Origin of the sequence: Bacillus sp. FSL K6-1338 (assembly GCF_038006965.1) — a bacterium.
Taxonomy (GTDB): Bacteria; Bacillota; Bacilli; order Bacillales; family Bacillaceae_G; genus Bacillus_A; species Bacillus_A thuringiensis_S.
Map to the genome: position 1 here is coordinate 3,559,547 of NZ_JBBOWI010000001.1, position 16,422 is coordinate 3,575,968.

Genomic DNA, 16,422 nt, shown 5'->3' on the forward strand with positions numbered 1-16,422 from the left:
AAAACTGATTATTATCATACAATAGTTACTCTTCTTTATCAAGCAATTGCTTCGTATACTCTACATATCTACGATGTACAGTCGCCTTTGAAACATTATGACCAAATCCACGTAGTGTTGCTGCAATTTCTTCAAACGTGAGTTCACTTTTTCGCAAACGTACAATTTCCTCAATTGGCACTTCTTTTTTCTCTCTTCCTACACTTAAATGACGATTTTTTAAATTATTTTCTGGACGATAACCTTTTTCTACTGCACGTTGCATACCTCGTTTAATTTTCAAGTTATGAATCTTCCTTTGATATTCTTCAACAATACCAATAATATCTAATACCATCGAATCAGAATCCGACAATTGTAATTCACCATTATGTGTATGTGTATATACTTTTATGCCTTCTTTATGTAAACAATGCATTAATGCAATCTTCGCATTCCCTCTACCAAGGCGCGTTTCATCTTGTATAAGTAACACATCAATTTGTTCGTCCCGAATTGTATCTAACACCTCTAATATACCGTCACGTTCAATTGTATACCCACTAGCCTGCTCTTCAATCACCTTCGTAACATTCATTTGATAGCGCTCAGCTAAATGCAATAATTCATCTTTTTGACGTAATAATGATGTTTCTTGCGCTTCTTTCGTTGTACTCACACGTGCATAAATAATTGCATTCATTTTGAACCCCTCTTTCTCCCTATCATTTCCCTATAGTGTAACATAAATCTGCCATTTGTTCGAACTTATGTTTGTAGAATATTTTTTCACATGTTATACTTATTAATAAGAAAAATGAAAGAAAATGAGGTGTTAGAAAACATGGAAAAGTTAACGAAACGCCAGCAAGACATTCTCGACTTTATTAAGCTAAAAGTACAAGAAAAAGGATATCCACCTTCCGTACGTGAAATTGGTCAAGCAGTCGGCCTCGCTTCTAGTTCTACAGTGCACGGACATTTATCACGATTAGAAGAAAAAGGATACATTCGACGCGATCCAACAAAACCACGTGCCATTGAAATTTTAGGCGAAGACCGAATGGATACGGAAACACAATCTGTTATTCAAGTTCCAATTGTCGGAAAAGTTACTGCTGGTTTACCAATTACAGCGGTCGAAAGCGTAGAGGAACATTTCCCACTTCCAGCTAGCATTGTTTCCGGAGCAGACCAAGTGTTCATGTTACGTATTTCTGGAGATAGTATGATTGAAGCTGGTATTTTCGATGGAGATTTAGTTGTTGTTCGCCAACAACAGTCTGCATATAATGGTGAAATTGTAGTCGCTTTAACAGAAGATAACGAAGCAACTGTTAAACGTTTCTATAAAGAAAAAGACCATTTCCGTCTACAACCAGAAAACTCTTCATTAGAACCTATCATTTTAAAACAAGTGTCAGTTATCGGGAAAGTAATTGGCGTATATCGTGATTTACATTAAAAATAATAAAAAGAAGATAATTACCTTATTTATATACGGTAATTATCTTCTTTTTGTATTTTGATAGATTTCCATGCACTCTATTTCTTATTAACGAGTTTCAATCGTGACATCTCCAGCAGCCGTTTTACCGCTAATCTTTTTACTACCATTTCCAATTGTTACGTTATTATTTTCTTCATTAAAAATTGTTACATCTCCGGCAGCACTTTGCCCAGTAATTACCGCATCTTGTGGTTTTTCCGATAAAGTAATATCTATATCTCCCGCAGTTGAACTTGCTTCTAGATTATACTTAGAATCATGATCTTGAATATTTATTTCCCCACTTGTTGTTTTTGCGGTCACTTTCCCTATTACTTTTTTAAAGTTCACCTCACCAGCTTTTGTAGATCCCTCCACATTCTTAGACGTTACTTGTTTCAGCTCTACTTCTCCAGCAAGTGTTCTAACACTTACACTATCACTTTTCACATCACTCATTTCGATTTGTCCAGCAGATGAATTTACTTTTACATCTTGATAAGAGCGTTCGGGCACAAGGAGAGTCAATTTAGACGTTTGGAACCTAAAATCGTAAAAAGAAAAATCAAATGAAGCACCTTTTTCTCTTTCCCCAATAATTTTTAATGTGTCACCATCTTCTGCAATACGAATCTCTTGTTTACGTACATCTCCTGATTGCTTTACATAAAAAGAAGAGTCAGGAGATTTTTGGATAACAATATCTCCGGCATCTAACTTAACTTCTATATTTTTTAATGTTTCGTTTTTAATTACATCTTCTTTATCGCCTTTTTCAGCAGTTTGTACTGCTTTTTCATATGTTTGGGAAATTCCTATTACTCCAATAATGATACAAGCGATAGCGATTAAAAATAGTTTTTTCATCATTTACTCTCCTTTTATCATTTTGAAGTTCCATATTACGTATCGTACACACAATCTCTTAAACCACTTTGTACTATAAAAAGCGATAATACATAACAACAAACCTACTCCAACAAACGTTATACTAACGAAAAGATCCAACCATATAAAAGTACCCATAAATACTTTTCCAATAACGAAAAATGGTGTTACTACACTAGCAATGCCACCAATCCAAAAAGAAAATATAAAAGCAACAATTGCGACTAACGGGCCTAACACAATAATAAAATTAAACAAACTAAGTCCAATCGCTGCCATAACAGCTCTTGTCACATTTGAAGTCGATGGATTTTTTTTCATTTCATCGAAGCGATACATCGCAAGTAACTCTTTTGCGATTACTTTCGGAGAACCAAGGCCCTGAATTATTTCTGATTCAGTTTTCCCCTCTTCTAATCCAAACTGAAAGTGCTCTTCATAATCCAATAAAATATCTTGCCTCTCTTCCTCTGGTAACTTTCTAAGATAACTTGATAATTCTTTAAGAAACCCTTCTTTACTCATCCCATTCCACCCCTTCAATAATTTCTTGTACCCCTTTCGCAAAATCACGCCATTCTGTTACTAACAAATGAAATTGCGTCTCCCCTTGCTCTGTTAATTGATAATATTTACGAGGTGGCCCTTCCGTAGATTCCTTTAAATACGTTTGAAAATACCCTTCTTTCGTCAAACGACGTAACAAAGGATATACTGACCCTTCCGATATTAAAAATTTATTAGAAATTTGCTGAACAAGTTCATAACCGTAACTATCTTTACGTTTTACAAGTGCTAATACACAAAGTTCAAGCACACCTTTTTTAAACTGAACGTTCAAGTGTCATCCTCCTTTCCTATCTTAGTACTGTTCAATACACGGTACCTGTTTTATCCACAATATACCACTTAGTATTATTTATTGCAAGGTACTAAACTATATTTATTCCCTAAATTTAGAAAATGAACTAACGAAATTCTGAATAAGACTGTGTTATAACTGAGCATCATTACGTTAATATCATTGAGTAATAATCTGATTCACAAGCCACAAACTTATAGCCTTGCAGATGAGGACATAAAAATCATCGCTCGCGTTGTACAAGGCAGTAAAGAATTATTAAGTTATAGCACAAGTGATTAAAAAAGATAAGATCAATTCTTTTGAAAAGATTTTCTTAGTAACATGATTCAAAATAACCAAAAACAATCCATTATCTAGTAGTTAACATATCCAATAACTTCACTAAAAAAGCCCTGATACCGTAGTATCAAGGCTTTTTCATTTCACAAATTATATAAAACTTACATTTATCTGATAATATTTTTCTATGATATCACTACTTGTTATTAATTATTGGCTTTTATGTGGCTGTTTTTCATTTTGCAACCATATAAAATTGTAATAATAGGGAATTAAAAAACCCTTGATACGAGTTGTATCAAGGGTTCAAGCCTCTTAGTATAGAGACATATATTGATCGCGTTCCCATTGGTGAACTTGTGTTCTAAAGATATCCCACTCAATCTCTTTCGCTTCGATGAAGTGCTCAAGTAAGTGTTCTCCTAGTGCACCGCATACTACTTCATTAGATTGTAATGTAACTAACGCTTGCGCTAATGTTGCTGGTAAGTCAACGATACCTGCTTCTTCGCGCTCTTCTTTTGTCATTACATAGATGTTACGGTCTACTGCAGCTGGTGGAGTTAATTTGTTTTTAATTCCATCAAGACCTGCAGCTAATAATGTAGCCATTACTAAATATGGGTTTGCGGCTGGGTCAACACTACGCACTTCTACGCGTGTACTAATACCACGAGATGCAGGGATACGTACTAACGGGCTACGGTTTTGTGCAGACCATGCTACGTAACAAGGCGCTTCATATCCAGGTACTAGACGTTTATATGAGTTTACAGTTGGATTTGCTATCGCTGTAAATGCTGGTGCATGTTTTAAAATACCTGCGATGAAGTGACGAGCATCATCACTTAGTTGTAAGTCACCGTTTGCATCAAAGAATACGTTCTCACCATTTTTAAATAATGATAAGTTACAGTGCATACCTGAACCGTTCACACCGTATAGTGGTTTCGGCATAAATGTTGCGTGTAAACCATGTTTACGAGCAATTGTTTTTACAACAAGTTTGAATGTTTGAATGTCATCACATGAGCGAATTGCATTTGCATATTTAAAGTCAATTTCATGCTGCCCTGGAGCAACCTCATGGTGAGATGCTTCAATTTCAAATCCCATTTCTTCAAGTTCAAGAACGATATCACGACGACAGTTTTCCCCTAGATCCATCGGCGCAAGGTCGAAGTATCCACCGTTATCGTTTAATTCTAATGTTGGATTTCCTTTTTCATCAACCTTAAATAGGAAGAATTCTGGCTCTGGTCCAAGATTGAAGTCTGAAAATCCTAAAGCTTCCATTTCTTTTAACACACGTTTTAAGTTGTTACGTGGGTCTCCATCAAATGGAGTGCCATCTGCATTGTAAATATCACAGATTAGTCGAGCTACTTTACCTTTTTCAGCTGTCCAAGGGAAAATTACCCAAGTGTCTAAATCAGGATATAAATACATATCAGATTCTTCAATACGTACGAAACCTTCAATCGAAGATCCATCAAACATCATTTTGTTATCAAGAGCTTTCGTTAATTGTCTCACTGGAATCTCTACGTTTTTAATTACCCCTAAAAGGTCCGTAAATTGTAAACGGATATACTTTACATTCTCTTCTTTCGCCAAACGGAAAATATCTTCTTTTGTGTATCTAGACATTATAAATTCCTCCTTAGTCCCTCTAATCGCCTTCAGAATCAGTTATCTTTAGTGAAAAAATCTTGAAATGTCACCTTGTCGCAATGAAGTTCGATTGAATCTACCTGTATGTTGTAGTTCATCTCGAAGTATTTTGCGAAGCTCAGTTTTTGAAATTTCTTTTGTTTCTTCTTTTACTTTCACTGCTTCTGTTTGATTTTCTTTCATTAGTAACACTTGCTTAATACCAGCCATATTCAAGCCTTGATCTAACAAATCTTTAATCTCTAACAACTTATCTACATCGTTAAATGAAAATAATCTACGATTCCCCTTTGTACGGGTTGGAGAAACAAGATTATGCTCTTCATAGTAGCGAATTTGACGTGCAGACAATTGTGTTAAATCCATAACAATACCAATTGGAAACAGCGGGGCAGAACGTCTATCTTCTTTCATTTTTCAGTTCCTCCTTCGCCTTAACTGCTTCTCATTTTATAACATGTTATGTTTAGTGTCAATAGATGTTAGCTTTTCTTACATGATTTTTTTATAAATTTTTTCATTCTTTTTTCTAATCGCATAAATCGTTACTTTTATACGAAAAAAGCTGCCGATATCGACAGCTCCCCTTTAAGAAATTGTTAATAAATTCTTTTCAATCAATTCATCAATCGCAGAACAAATCGCAATTTTAACATGCGAATACGTTAATCCACCTTGCACATATGCAACGTACGGTGGTCTAATCGGACCATCAGCAGACAATTCAATACTTGCACCTTGAATAAATGTTCCCGCCGCCATAATTACATCATCTTCATAACCTGGCATATAGTTTGCATACGGAGTAAAATGCGAATTAATTGGAGATGCATATTGAATCGCTTGGCAGAAGGCAATCATACGGTCTTTATCATCAAATTGAACAGATTGAATTAAGTCTGTTCTTGGTGCATTCCACGCTGGTGACGTGTTCATTCCTAACTTTTCTAAAAACGCAGCTGTAAAAATTGCACCTTTCAGCGCTTGTCCTGCAACATGTGGCGCTAAGAAGAACCCTTGATACATTTCTTGCAGACTGTATAAAGACGCTCCAGCTTCCGCACCAATTCCCGGAGATGTTAAACGATATGCACACGCTTCAACATACTGTTCTTTACCGACAATGTAACCACCAGTTTTTACAATTCCCCCGCCTGGGTTTTTAATAAGCGAACCCGCCATTAAATCTGCACCAACATGACACGGCTCTTGCTCTTCAATAAACTCACCATAACAGTTATCTACAAACACAACAACATCAGGTTTAATTTCTTTAACAAACGCGATCATCTCTTTAATTTGAGAAATAGTAAACGATGGACGAGTAGCATAACCTTTCGAACGCTGAATACCGATCATTTTCGTATTACTATGAATCGCTGCTGCAACAGCTTCAAAATCAACAAGCCCACCTTCAGTTAGCGGAACTGCATTGTAACCAATATTATATTCTTTAAATGAACCTACACCTTTCCCACGCACGCCAACGATTTCCTCTAACGTATCATACGGTTTTCCAGTGATGTACAATAACTCATCTCCTGGACGTAAAATACCGAATAACGCTGTAGAAATAGCGTGAGTACCTGAAATAATTTGCGGACGAACAAGTCCAGCTTCCGCTCCAAACACATCAGCATACACTTTTTCTAACGAATCACGGCCAATATCATCATAACCATAACCTGTCGTCGGGATAAAATGCGAGTCACTAATTTTATGTTTACGAAAACTTTCTAATACACGAAACTGATTACTTTCAATTACTTCATCCGCACGTTTATGTACTTCTGTAATCTGACTCTCTACTTCTTTTACGATTGGAGCAATTTTTTCTCCATTTTTCAAACGATCAAACATTTTTATTTTCTCCTTCTTCCACTAAAAATCTCTTTAATTGCACATTAAGCGATGAATGAGTAAAAATATACCCTGCACAATCATATACAAATTTATCTTCCAGAAACTCCATCTTTGCTAATAGCGTTTCCGTCTTTAAAAGCGTTAATAACTTACCTTCACTCGGAGGGATTTCTACTCGATAACGATCCATTTCTTTCTTCATTTTCATTTCTATCGCTTCTTTTATACGCAATAAATCACTTTCTTCAAAAGCACTAGTCATTAAGAAATCACTTTTCGGAAACGGAATAAAGTTTTGATGTAATTCATCTTTTTTATTATATAACGTAATAATAGGAATATGATTAATTTCAAGTTCTGATAATAATCGTTTTACTGTTCTTTCATGCCCTATGTAGTTAGGATCCGCAGAATCAACTACATGTAAAATAACATCTGCTTCCCCCGCTTCTTCCAGTGTTGAACGAAAAGCAGCAATTAATGAAGTGGGTAAATCTTGTATAAAACCAACAGTATCAGTTAGTAATACTGTATAACCAGAAGGTAACGGCATCTTCCTCGTCGTTGGGTCTAGTGTTGCAAACAGAAGGTTTTCTTCAAACGTATTAGCTTCCGTTAATCTATTAAACAGTGTCGATTTCCCTGCATTTGTATAGCCTATTAATGAAACTTGAAATACTTTATTGTCTTTTCTTCTCTCACGATATCTTTTTCGGTGTTCCACAACAACTGCAAGTTGTTTCTTTATTTCATCAATACGCGATCGAATATGACGACGATCCGTCTCAAGTTTCGTCTCACCCGGTCCTCTCGTTCCAATACCACCACCAAGACGTGATAAAGACAACCCTTGACCCATAAGACGTGGCATTGTATATTGCAACTGAGCTAATTCTACTTGAAGCTTACCTTCCCTCGACTTCGCACGTTGCGCAAAAATATCTAGTATTAGTTGCGTTCGATCAATTACTCTCGCATCTAATACTGAGGATAAATTCCGAATTTGACTCGGCGTTAATTCATTATTAAATACAATAACATCCGGCTCTAATTCTTCAGTTAGCATTGTAAGCTCTTCTAATTTCCCTTTACCTATGTAAGTTGCCGGATGAAACTTTGGTCGTTTTTGCGTTGTTGAAACTAACACTTCCGCTCTCGCAGTCTTAGCTAGTGATGCAAGCTCTTTCATGGAATGCATAAATTTTTCATCATCATCTTGCGGCAATTGACAGCCTACTAATATGACTTTTTCTTTTTCTTCCATCAAATATGTTCACTCATCCTTTTCGAAATTTAAACCTTCTAATATAATAGCAGAGGAAGCACATTTCATCTAGTTAGCGGGGGAGAAAATTCATGGCATGGGAGATTTTTAGCATCATAGGCACAATCGCTTTCGCACTAAGCGGAGCCATTGTTGCAATGGAAGAGGATTATGATATTTTCGGGGTGTATATTTTAGGAATGGCAACCGCATTTGGGGGAGGTGCCCTTCGTAATTTATTAATCGGTTATCCGATTGTCGCGTTTTGGCAACAAGACATGTTATTCCAAATCGCACTTTTATCAATGACTATTATTTTTCTTTTTCCAAATAAGTTAATTAGACATTGGAAAAAGTGGGAAAATATCACTGACGCTATCGGCTTATCAGCATTTGCTGTACAAGGAGCATTATATGCTCAAAAATTAAATTTACCAATTAGCGCCACAATCGTGGCAGCTGTTTTAACTGGTATCGGCGGCGGTATCATTCGCGACCTTTTAGCCCGCAGAAAACCTCTCGTTCTTCGAGCTGAAGTATATGCCTTTTGGACAATTTTAGCAGGTTTCTTAATTGGCGCTCAAATTATTGTTAGCGATTGGGCTCTTTACATTTTATTCATTTTAATTGTTTGCTTCCGCATGGTTTCTATTCATTACAAATGGCATTTACCGCACAGACGTATCGAAACGAAAGAACGTTCAATGCATAAATAGCAATCTAACCTCTTTACATATCGTAAAGAGGTTTTTCTTTTCTAACGATTTTTTCTTTATATAATGTTTATACTAATTTTTAAAGTGAGGTGAATACAAATGACAAACCACGTTAATAAAGGAGCTCAAAAAAGTTCAGTAAACCAATTTGGACACGACCCTAATTCAGCACACGAAAAGAGCGCTAAAATGGAACGCTTCCATAAAGCGCACCAAGAAAAAGCAAAAAAAGAGTAAACGAACTTATACACAAAAATAGACGCACAGTTTATGTACTGTGCGTCTCCTCTTCGAGCATCAAATCCATACTCGATATTCCAATTAAATCATTTTTATCATACGTATCTTCTTGCAACAACCGCATCGCCTGTGTACGAATTGATTTTTCAACAATATTCCGTACATACCGCCCATTACTAAACGATGTAATTTGCGACGAATACTTCACCGCATGTAAATGATCCCTAAATTTCCATTCAGCTTCTTTTGATAACTGATATTCACGATCTTCATACATTCTCTTTCCAATTTCCAATAGCTGATTTACCGAGTAATCCGCAAATTCAATAATAAATGGAAAACGAGACTGCAGCCCTGGATTTAATGAAAGAAAGTGATTCATCTCTCTTGAATATCCAGCTAAAATCAATACAAAACCATGTTGTTTATCTTCCATATGTTTTACAAGCGTATCAATTGCTTCTTTTCCAAAGTCCTTCTCTCCTCCTCGAGCTAAAGAATAAGCCTCATCAATAAACAAAATACCTCCCATTGCTTTTTTTATTAAGTCTCTTGTTTTTTGAGCTGTATGGCCGATATACTCTCCTACAAGATCAGCACGTTCAGCTTCAACCAAGTGGCCTTTCGATAGAATATTCATCTCAAACAGCAATTTCCCTATCATTCTAGCAACAGTTGTCTTCCCTGTACCCGGATTCCCTTTAAACAACATATGAAGGACTTGCTTCTCAGACTTCAATCCCTTCTCTTGTCTTTTTTTATTCACATAAATCCAAGCATATATTTCTTTTATTATCTTTTTTATATCATCCATCCCAACAAGCTTCCCCATCTCTTCTTCAATTCTCTGCAGCATTTCATGTTTAATTGTAGTTTCATTTGAAATTACCGTTTTATTTTCTGTGGCTGGCAAAGAAATTTTCTTTCGATGGTTTAACACAATATTAATTTGATTGTTGTTTTTCTTTCGCATCGATTGTTCCATACAATCACCTCATTTTATCCCGCTATTTGCGGGCAGTAAGACTCCCACCTCGACATTCAGCAAACGCTTGGTATTTAAGCGGGAGATAACCGCCCGTAAATGCCCGATTGGTTCAACTAATAATCGCAGAGGATGAACAAAATCCCCACTGATTATAGTTTCACTTTATCCACTCACCAAATATTATTATTCCTGTCCCCCTTGTAAATGCCTATTTTCAGAAAAGTTTGCTATAATATAAGAAATAATTAAGGTGGTGGGACTATGGAGACAACGGAATTCCATGATACAATACAAGCCTTTTCTATTTTTTTATTGAATAAAGGCCGAAAACCCTCAACTATTAAACGTTATGTTTATGACGTTGAAGACTTCGGACATTGGTTAGAAAAAAACAAAAAGCTCCCTTCCAGTAATATATGGGCTACACTTTGTACAAAAGACTACGAAGATTACTTTTCCGATTTAAAAACGAATCGACATTACTCAGAAAAAACGATGCATCGTGTATTTACTGTATTAAATAGAATGCATCACTTTCTAAACATTCCCAATCCATTGAAGAATATGGAAATATCTATTCAACCAGACCGTACACTTCGTAACGAAGATTTCATTTCACCTGATGAAGAAAAAAGATTAAAGTATATAGTCACTTCATTAGAAGGACTTTCAGAAAAACAACTTCCTGTGCGCCCTTTATTAATGGATCGCAATATTGCTATTTTAAATCTATTGATCGACTACGGTTTATCCTTACAGGAACTTACAGCATTAACAATGCATCACGTTCACTTTGAAACTAACACATTGTCAATCCCAGCAACCGCAGGTGTAGAAAGAACAATTACATTAGCAAAAGAAGACAAAAAACAACTATATAATTATTACAAAAGTATCCCAGAACCAGTTCGTCCTAAGTATCATAGTGATGATTCATTGTTTGTCGCATTTGATTTTAACCGCGGAACATACAGGTGGGTATATGAAAATGATGCACCAAAGGCATTAACGGAAATTGCTATACAAAAAATGATTCGCCTCGAAGTGGCTAGAGCCAATTTACGTAAAGGAATTTCAGGACAACATTTTCGTAACACCTATATTTTAAACTTAATAAAAAAAGAAACTCCTGAATCAGAAATTATAAAACTCGCTGGATTCAAATCAAAAATTTCATTAAAGCGATATTATCAATACGCAGAAAATAGAAAAAACGCCTTATTGTAAGGCGTTTTTTCTATTTTTTCTTTAAACAAACGATTTTACTATGACCATTTAACTAATTTCTGCATCTACTATGATGAGTTTCGTTCACATTTTCATGAGAAAGGAGAGATTTAATGTCTCGTTATAACGACAGTCAAAACAAATTCTCCAAACCATGCTTTCCAAGTAGCGCCGGACGAATCCCAAATACTCCATCAATCCCAATTACTAAAGCTCAACTTAGAACATTTCGTGCGATTATTATTGATTTAACAAAAATAATCCCAAAACTTTTCGCAAATCCATCTCCCCAAAACATTGAAGATCTAATCGATACATTGAACCTACTAAGTAAATTTATTTGTTCACTAGACGCTACTTCCTCCCTGAAAGCACAAGGGTTAGCTATTATTAAAAACTTAATAACTATATTAAGAAATCCAACCTTTGTAGCAAGCGCTGTATTTATTGAGCTTCAAAATCTCATTAACTATTTACTATACATTACAAAATTATTCCGAATTGACCCTTGCACACTTCAAGAGCTTCTTAAATTAATAGCAGCATTACAAACTGCTCTAGTTAATTCTGCTTCGTTCATTCAAGGACCTACCGGACCTACTGGGCCTACTGGACCAGCAGGCGCTACTGGTGCCACTGGACCTCAAGGTAACACAGGCGCTACCGGCAATACAGGCGCTCAAGGACCTGCGGGTGCTACCGGCGCACTGGACCTCAGGGGCCTCAAGGTAACACAGGCGCTACCGGCAATACAGGCGCTCAAGGACCTGCGGGTGCTACCGGCGCTACTGGACCTCAGGGGCCTCAAGGTAACACAGGCGCTACCGGCAATACAGGCGCTCAAGGACCTGCGGGTGCTACCGGCGCTACTGGACCTCAGGGACCTCAAGGTAACACAGGCGCTACCGGCAATACAGGCGCTCAAGGACCTGCGGGTGCTACCGGCGCTACTGGACCTCAGGGGCCTCAAGGTAACACAGGCGCTACCGGCAATACAGGCGCTCAAGGACCTGCGGGTGCTACCGGCGCTACTGGACCTCAGGGACCTCAAGGTAACACAGGCGCTACCGGCAATACAGGCGCTCAAGGACCTGCGGGTGCTACCGGCGCTACTGGACCTCAGGGGCCTCAAGGTAACACAGGCGCTACCGGCAATACAGGCGCTCAAGGACCTGCGGGTGCTACCGGCGCTACTGGACCTCAGGGGCCTCAAGGTAACACAGGCGCTACCGGCAATACAGGCGCTCAAGGACCTGCGGGTGCTACCGGTGCTACCGGACCTCAGGGGCCTCAAGGTAACACAGGCGCTACCGGTGCTACTGGACCTCAAGGTGTTCAAGGTAACACAGGTGCTACGGGTGCTACCGGCGCTACTGGACCTCAAGGTGTTCAAGGTAACACAGGTGCTACTGGTGCTACTGGACCTCAAGGTCTTCAAGGACCTGCTGGTGCTACGGGTGCCACTGGACCTCAAGGCATTCAAGGACCAACGGGTGCTACCGGCGCTACTGGTATAGGAGTTACTGGACCTACTGGACCTTCTGGTGGGCCTACCGGACCTACTGGGCCAACTGGACCTAGCTTCCCTGTAGCAACAATTGTTGTAACAAACAATATTCAGCAAACAGTACTGCAATTTAATAACTTTATTTTTAGTACTGCAATTAACGTAAACAATATTATCTTCAACGGCACAGATACAGTTACTGTTATCAACGGTGGTATTTATGTAATTAGCGTATCCATTTCTACAACTGCGCCAGGATGCGCTCCACTCGGAGTAGGAATTTCGATTAATGGAGCAGTCGCAACTGATAATTTCTCTTCAAATTTAATAGGCGACTCACTTTCATTTACTACAATCGAAACATTAGTAGCTGGTGCAAGAATTTCTGTCCAATCTACTCTTAATGAGATTACGATTCCTGCGACAGGAAATACTAACATCCGCCTTACTGTATTTAGAATCGCTTAAATTTCACTATATATTGTTTATGACAAATAAAAAAAGAGCGAGAAACTCGCTCTTTTTTTTGTTATGTACAATAATTCATTACTATTCTAATTCAATTGAAACATTTTTTTGTGGTACAAATGTAGAAATTGCATGTTTATAAATAAGCTGTTGCTTACCTTCTGTTTCCAGTAGGACTGTAAAATTATCAAATCCTTTAATTAGTCCACGAAGCTGGAAACCATTTAATAAGTACAGCGTAACAAACGTATTTTCTTTACGGAGTTGATTTAAAAACTGATCTTGAATATTGATTGATTGCTTCATGTCGAATCCTCCTCTTTTTCTCTACTTACTATTATTCGACTTTACTTGTAACTTTCCTTCTATGTATCGTAAAATTTCTGACGTTTTTTCACCGTCTGTAACATCAAACCACGTGACATCCATTTTATTACGGAACCACGTTAATTGACGCTTTGCATAACGACGCGAATTCGTCTTTAATTGTGATACCGCATCTTCTAAAGAGGCTCGATTCTCAAAATAATCATAGATTTCTTTATATCCAATCGCTTGAATAGATTGACAATCTCGTATCCCTCTATTATACAGCCCTTCTACTTCCTCTAATAGGCCTTGTTCCATCATCAAATCCACTCGTAAGTTAATGCGATCGTATAGCATTTCTCGATCCATTGTCAAGCCAATTAATGAAACATCATAGAGTAACTCTTTTTCTTGTTTCTCAATTTGGTCACTCATTTTTTCACCCGTCGTGTGGAAAATTTCTAACGCCCGAATGACACGTCGTACATTATTTGCATGAATACGCTCTGCACTTTCTGGATCTACTTCTTGCAATTTTTTATGTACATATTCCACACCGCGTTCTAAAGCTAACTTTTCCATTTGCTCTCGGTATATCACATCACCAGCATCATCTGTAAACTGATAATCGAATAAAACAGATTGTATATAAAGACCGGTCCCACCAACTATAATTGGTAATTTACCACGTTCTGTAATTTCTCGAATATGTTTGCGAACACGTTCTTGAAATTCCGCGACAGAAAATGAATCTTCCGGATTTTTTATATCGACCATATAATGTGGAATTCCGTCCATCTCTGCTTGTGTTACCTTTGCAGTTCCAATATCCATCGTTCGATAGATTTGCATGGAATCACCACTAATAATTTCACCGTTCAACGCTTTGGCAAGATCGATACTTAACTTCGTCTTTCCAACAGCTGTTGGTCCAATGATGACAGCAACTTTTTCACGTTGCACTTCTCCCATAGCATTCAACTCTCTTTATGTAATATACTCCATCTATTGATTATACCCAATCTTACCAATTTTAACGGCATGATTGCAAGTTCTTTCATTTCGGTACATGAAATTACATATAAAAAAGAACATAGTTTGTCCAATTCTGCATATACATGATAAAAATAGTTTCGAGAGGATGAGTTAACTATGAAACAATCCACCATCAATTTTTCATCTTTGACAAAAGACCTCATTTTAGCTACTTCTACAAAAGAACAAAATTGTTCACAAGAGGAATTATACTTCGCCCTAAATTGTTTACTACGGGCTTTTCATTCTACTCTCCATGAAACAACATCACATCCAGAAAATAAAAATACAGAATATATACAAACACAATTTTGCAGTGCATATAAAATTATTACAGGTAAAACTATTTATCCCTTTCAATAATCCATAAAAAGCGGTTGCTTACATAATTTCAAGCAACCGCTTTTTATATTAATATCGATAACCTATTGTATAACTTTCACTTTTACAGATTTGCGCCCCCAGCTATTAGCACTACCATCTGAACCGACTAATACATCAATACGATTTCCTTTAATCGCACCACCAGTGTCTCCAGCAATCGCTTCTCCATATCCTTCTACCCATACTTTTGAGCCAAGCGGAATTACTTTCGGATCAACAGCAATTACTTTCATATTTGGATTTGCTGTCAAATCATGCCCCATTGCAGTTAATACACGACCACCATACGAACCATTCTCACTCGGATCTGCTGTATATGCCGTCGCTTCTACTGTAATTTCACGACCACCAGTAGGCGCACTTTTTTCAGTAGATTTCGCAACTGGTTTTGCAGCCGGCTTTTCTTTTACCACAGGTTTACTTGATTCTACATTCTTAATAGAATCGTTACTCTTAACAGACTCTTTATTCTTAACTGCTGTATTATTTTTAACCGGCGCTTCTTCTTGAGCTACAACTTCTTTCTTTTCAATTACAGGTGCCGTTCCTGTTAAAAATGGCACGTGAACATATCCGACTTTTCCATTGTAGTCGAATTGTAACCATTCATTTTGAACTTGATTCGTCGTTTCAATCACATCATCTTTATTAAGTTTACCTAAAATTTCAGAATCAGTATTCGCTCCAGCACGAACATTTAATACGCCCGCCGTTACATAATATGTGCTCCTTGTAAACTCAGCACTTACAAACGCTTCCTTACCGTTTAACTTAATTTTTGTCCATCCATTTTCTGTATTTATAACATCTAGTGTATTCCCACTTAACACTTTACCTACAAGCTTTGACTCTACATTTGGGTTTTCTCTAACATTTAATACGTCTGTTGTTACAATTGTTTCCGCTTTAGCAGAACCTGCAAAAATCCCAAGACCAAAAACTGCTGCTGTTGCTATACTTAATAATTTTTTCATGAATAGCCTCCATTTGCTTTGTTTTCGTATTTTCATTATAGCAACAGATTTTTAGAATTTTTAGAAATCACACAATTACAAAGCATTCGTAATATACGATTAATGAGCTGTAACATAAATTTCCATATTAATAAAATGTATTTTTAATACAATCTCCAATGGTTTTCATATATTTTTTACATACGAGCACAAGAACTTTTTCCAGAAAAAATTACAGTGTTACTTTTTTGTTACAAAAAACCCAAAATTCATTACATCTTTTACCAAAAAGCA

The 16,422-nt window shown here is 37.1% G+C and carries 17 protein-coding genes and 1 pseudogene; 6 read left to right on the plus strand and 12 right to left on the minus strand.

Annotated elements, in window-relative coordinates; translation table 11 throughout:
- Window positions 1–25: 25 nt before the first annotated feature.
- Entirely contained in the window at window positions 26–682 is a 657-nt protein-coding gene (locus tag NZ044_RS18160; RefSeq protein ID WP_000991471.1) for a YneB family resolvase-like protein, read from the minus strand.
- A gap of 141 nt (window positions 683–823) precedes the next feature.
- Here NZ044_RS18160 and lexA point away from each other — a divergent pair, with 141 nt between their 5' ends.
- Window positions 824–1,444 carry a transcriptional repressor LexA gene (gene lexA, locus NZ044_RS18165; protein ID WP_000413739.1) on the plus strand — a complete coding sequence of 207 codons (621 nt, stop codon included), beginning with the start codon at window positions 824–826 and terminating at the stop codon, window positions 1,442–1,444.
- A 90-nt stretch (window positions 1,445–1,534) separates the two neighbouring features.
- On the opposite strand, the gene NZ044_RS18170 is transcribed toward lexA, so the two are convergent.
- From NZ044_RS18170 to hflX, 7 genes are all read right to left on the minus strand, one after another.
- Complete coding sequence (locus NZ044_RS18170; RefSeq protein ID WP_003279471.1) at window positions 1,535–2,338, minus strand: DUF4097 family beta strand repeat-containing protein; 804 nt, start codon at window positions 2,336–2,338, stop codon at window positions 1,535–1,537.
- Window positions 2,339–2,881: a DUF1700 domain-containing protein gene (locus tag NZ044_RS18175; RefSeq protein ID WP_000031386.1), complete on the minus strand. Its 543-nt coding sequence runs from the start codon at window positions 2,879–2,881 to the stop codon at window positions 2,339–2,341. It abuts the gene before it with no gap.
- A complete protein-coding gene (locus tag NZ044_RS18180; protein ID WP_001102628.1) occupies window positions 2,874–3,197 on the minus strand; it encodes a PadR family transcriptional regulator in 324 nt (107 codons plus the stop codon). The genes NZ044_RS18175 and NZ044_RS18180 overlap by 8 nt, the downstream gene beginning before the upstream one ends.
- A 618-nt stretch (window positions 3,198–3,815) precedes the next feature.
- Entirely contained in the window at window positions 3,816–5,150 is a 1,335-nt protein-coding gene (gene glnA / locus NZ044_RS18185; RefSeq protein WP_000092763.1) for a type I glutamate--ammonia ligase, read from the minus strand.
- Window positions 5,151–5,198: 48 nt separating this feature from the next.
- Window positions 5,199–5,588 (minus strand): transcriptional repressor GlnR, encoded by a 390-nt coding sequence (gene glnR, locus NZ044_RS18190; RefSeq protein ID WP_000656783.1) that lies wholly within the window; start codon window positions 5,586–5,588, stop codon window positions 5,199–5,201.
- A 174-nt stretch (window positions 5,589–5,762) separates the two neighbouring features.
- Complete coding sequence (locus NZ044_RS18195; protein WP_000460287.1) at window positions 5,763–7,034, minus strand: methionine gamma-lyase family protein; 1,272 nt, start codon at window positions 7,032–7,034, stop codon at window positions 5,763–5,765.
- Entirely contained in the window at window positions 7,027–8,301 is a 1,275-nt protein-coding gene (hflX, locus tag NZ044_RS18200; RefSeq protein WP_000391414.1) for a GTPase HflX, read from the minus strand. The genes NZ044_RS18195 and hflX overlap by 8 nt, the downstream gene beginning before the upstream one ends.
- 92 nt (window positions 8,302–8,393) lie before the next feature.
- On the opposite strand from hflX, the gene NZ044_RS18205 reads away from it, so the two are divergent.
- The gene (locus tag NZ044_RS18205; RefSeq protein ID WP_000312267.1) at window positions 8,394–9,017 is read left to right on the plus strand and encodes a trimeric intracellular cation channel family protein; all 624 of its coding nucleotides are present in this window, start codon (window positions 8,394–8,396) and stop codon (window positions 9,015–9,017) included.
- A 99-nt stretch (window positions 9,018–9,116) separates the two neighbouring features.
- Entirely contained in the window at window positions 9,117–9,254 is a 138-nt protein-coding gene (locus NZ044_RS18210; RefSeq protein WP_000181505.1) for a hypothetical protein, read from the plus strand.
- A gap of 31 nt (window positions 9,255–9,285) precedes the next feature.
- Here the strand turns inward: NZ044_RS18210 and spoVK are convergent, their stop codons facing one another.
- Complete coding sequence (gene spoVK, locus NZ044_RS18215) at window positions 9,286–10,242, minus strand: stage V sporulation protein K (protein WP_000438196.1); 957 nt, start codon at window positions 10,240–10,242, stop codon at window positions 9,286–9,288.
- Window positions 10,243–10,506: 264 nt separating this feature from the next.
- Here spoVK and NZ044_RS18220 point away from each other — a divergent pair, with 264 nt between their 5' ends.
- Entirely contained in the window at window positions 10,507–11,472 is a 966-nt protein-coding gene (locus NZ044_RS18220) for a tyrosine-type recombinase/integrase (RefSeq protein WP_000450330.1), read from the plus strand.
- A gap of 113 nt (window positions 11,473–11,585) precedes the next feature.
- Window positions 11,586–13,447: pseudogene (locus tag NZ044_RS18225) on the plus strand (Gly-Xaa-Xaa repeat protein).
- A gap of 81 nt (window positions 13,448–13,528) precedes the next feature.
- Here NZ044_RS18225 and hfq read toward each other — a convergent pair.
- Together hfq and miaA are read right to left on the minus strand one after the other, a co-directional pair.
- Window positions 13,529–13,753: an RNA chaperone Hfq gene (gene hfq, locus NZ044_RS18230; protein WP_000813896.1), complete on the minus strand. Its 225-nt coding sequence runs from the start codon at window positions 13,751–13,753 to the stop codon at window positions 13,529–13,531.
- 21 nt (window positions 13,754–13,774) lie between these two features.
- The gene (gene miaA, locus NZ044_RS18235; RefSeq protein WP_000504954.1) at window positions 13,775–14,728 is read right to left on the minus strand and encodes a tRNA (adenosine(37)-N6)-dimethylallyltransferase MiaA; all 954 of its coding nucleotides are present in this window, start codon (window positions 14,726–14,728) and stop codon (window positions 13,775–13,777) included.
- Window positions 14,729–14,908: 180 nt separating this feature from the next.
- Here miaA and NZ044_RS18240 point away from each other — a divergent pair, with 180 nt between their 5' ends.
- Window positions 14,909–15,154, plus strand: coding sequence for a hypothetical protein (locus NZ044_RS18240; protein WP_000814431.1), 246 nt, complete (start codon window positions 14,909–14,911; stop codon window positions 15,152–15,154).
- A gap of 62 nt (window positions 15,155–15,216) precedes the next feature.
- Here NZ044_RS18240 and entD read toward each other — a convergent pair whose 3' ends face one another.
- A complete protein-coding gene (entD, locus tag NZ044_RS18245; protein WP_000735455.1) occupies window positions 15,217–16,149 on the minus strand; it encodes a cell wall-binding protein EntD in 933 nt (310 codons plus the stop codon).
- Window positions 16,150–16,422: the final 273 nt, after the last annotated feature.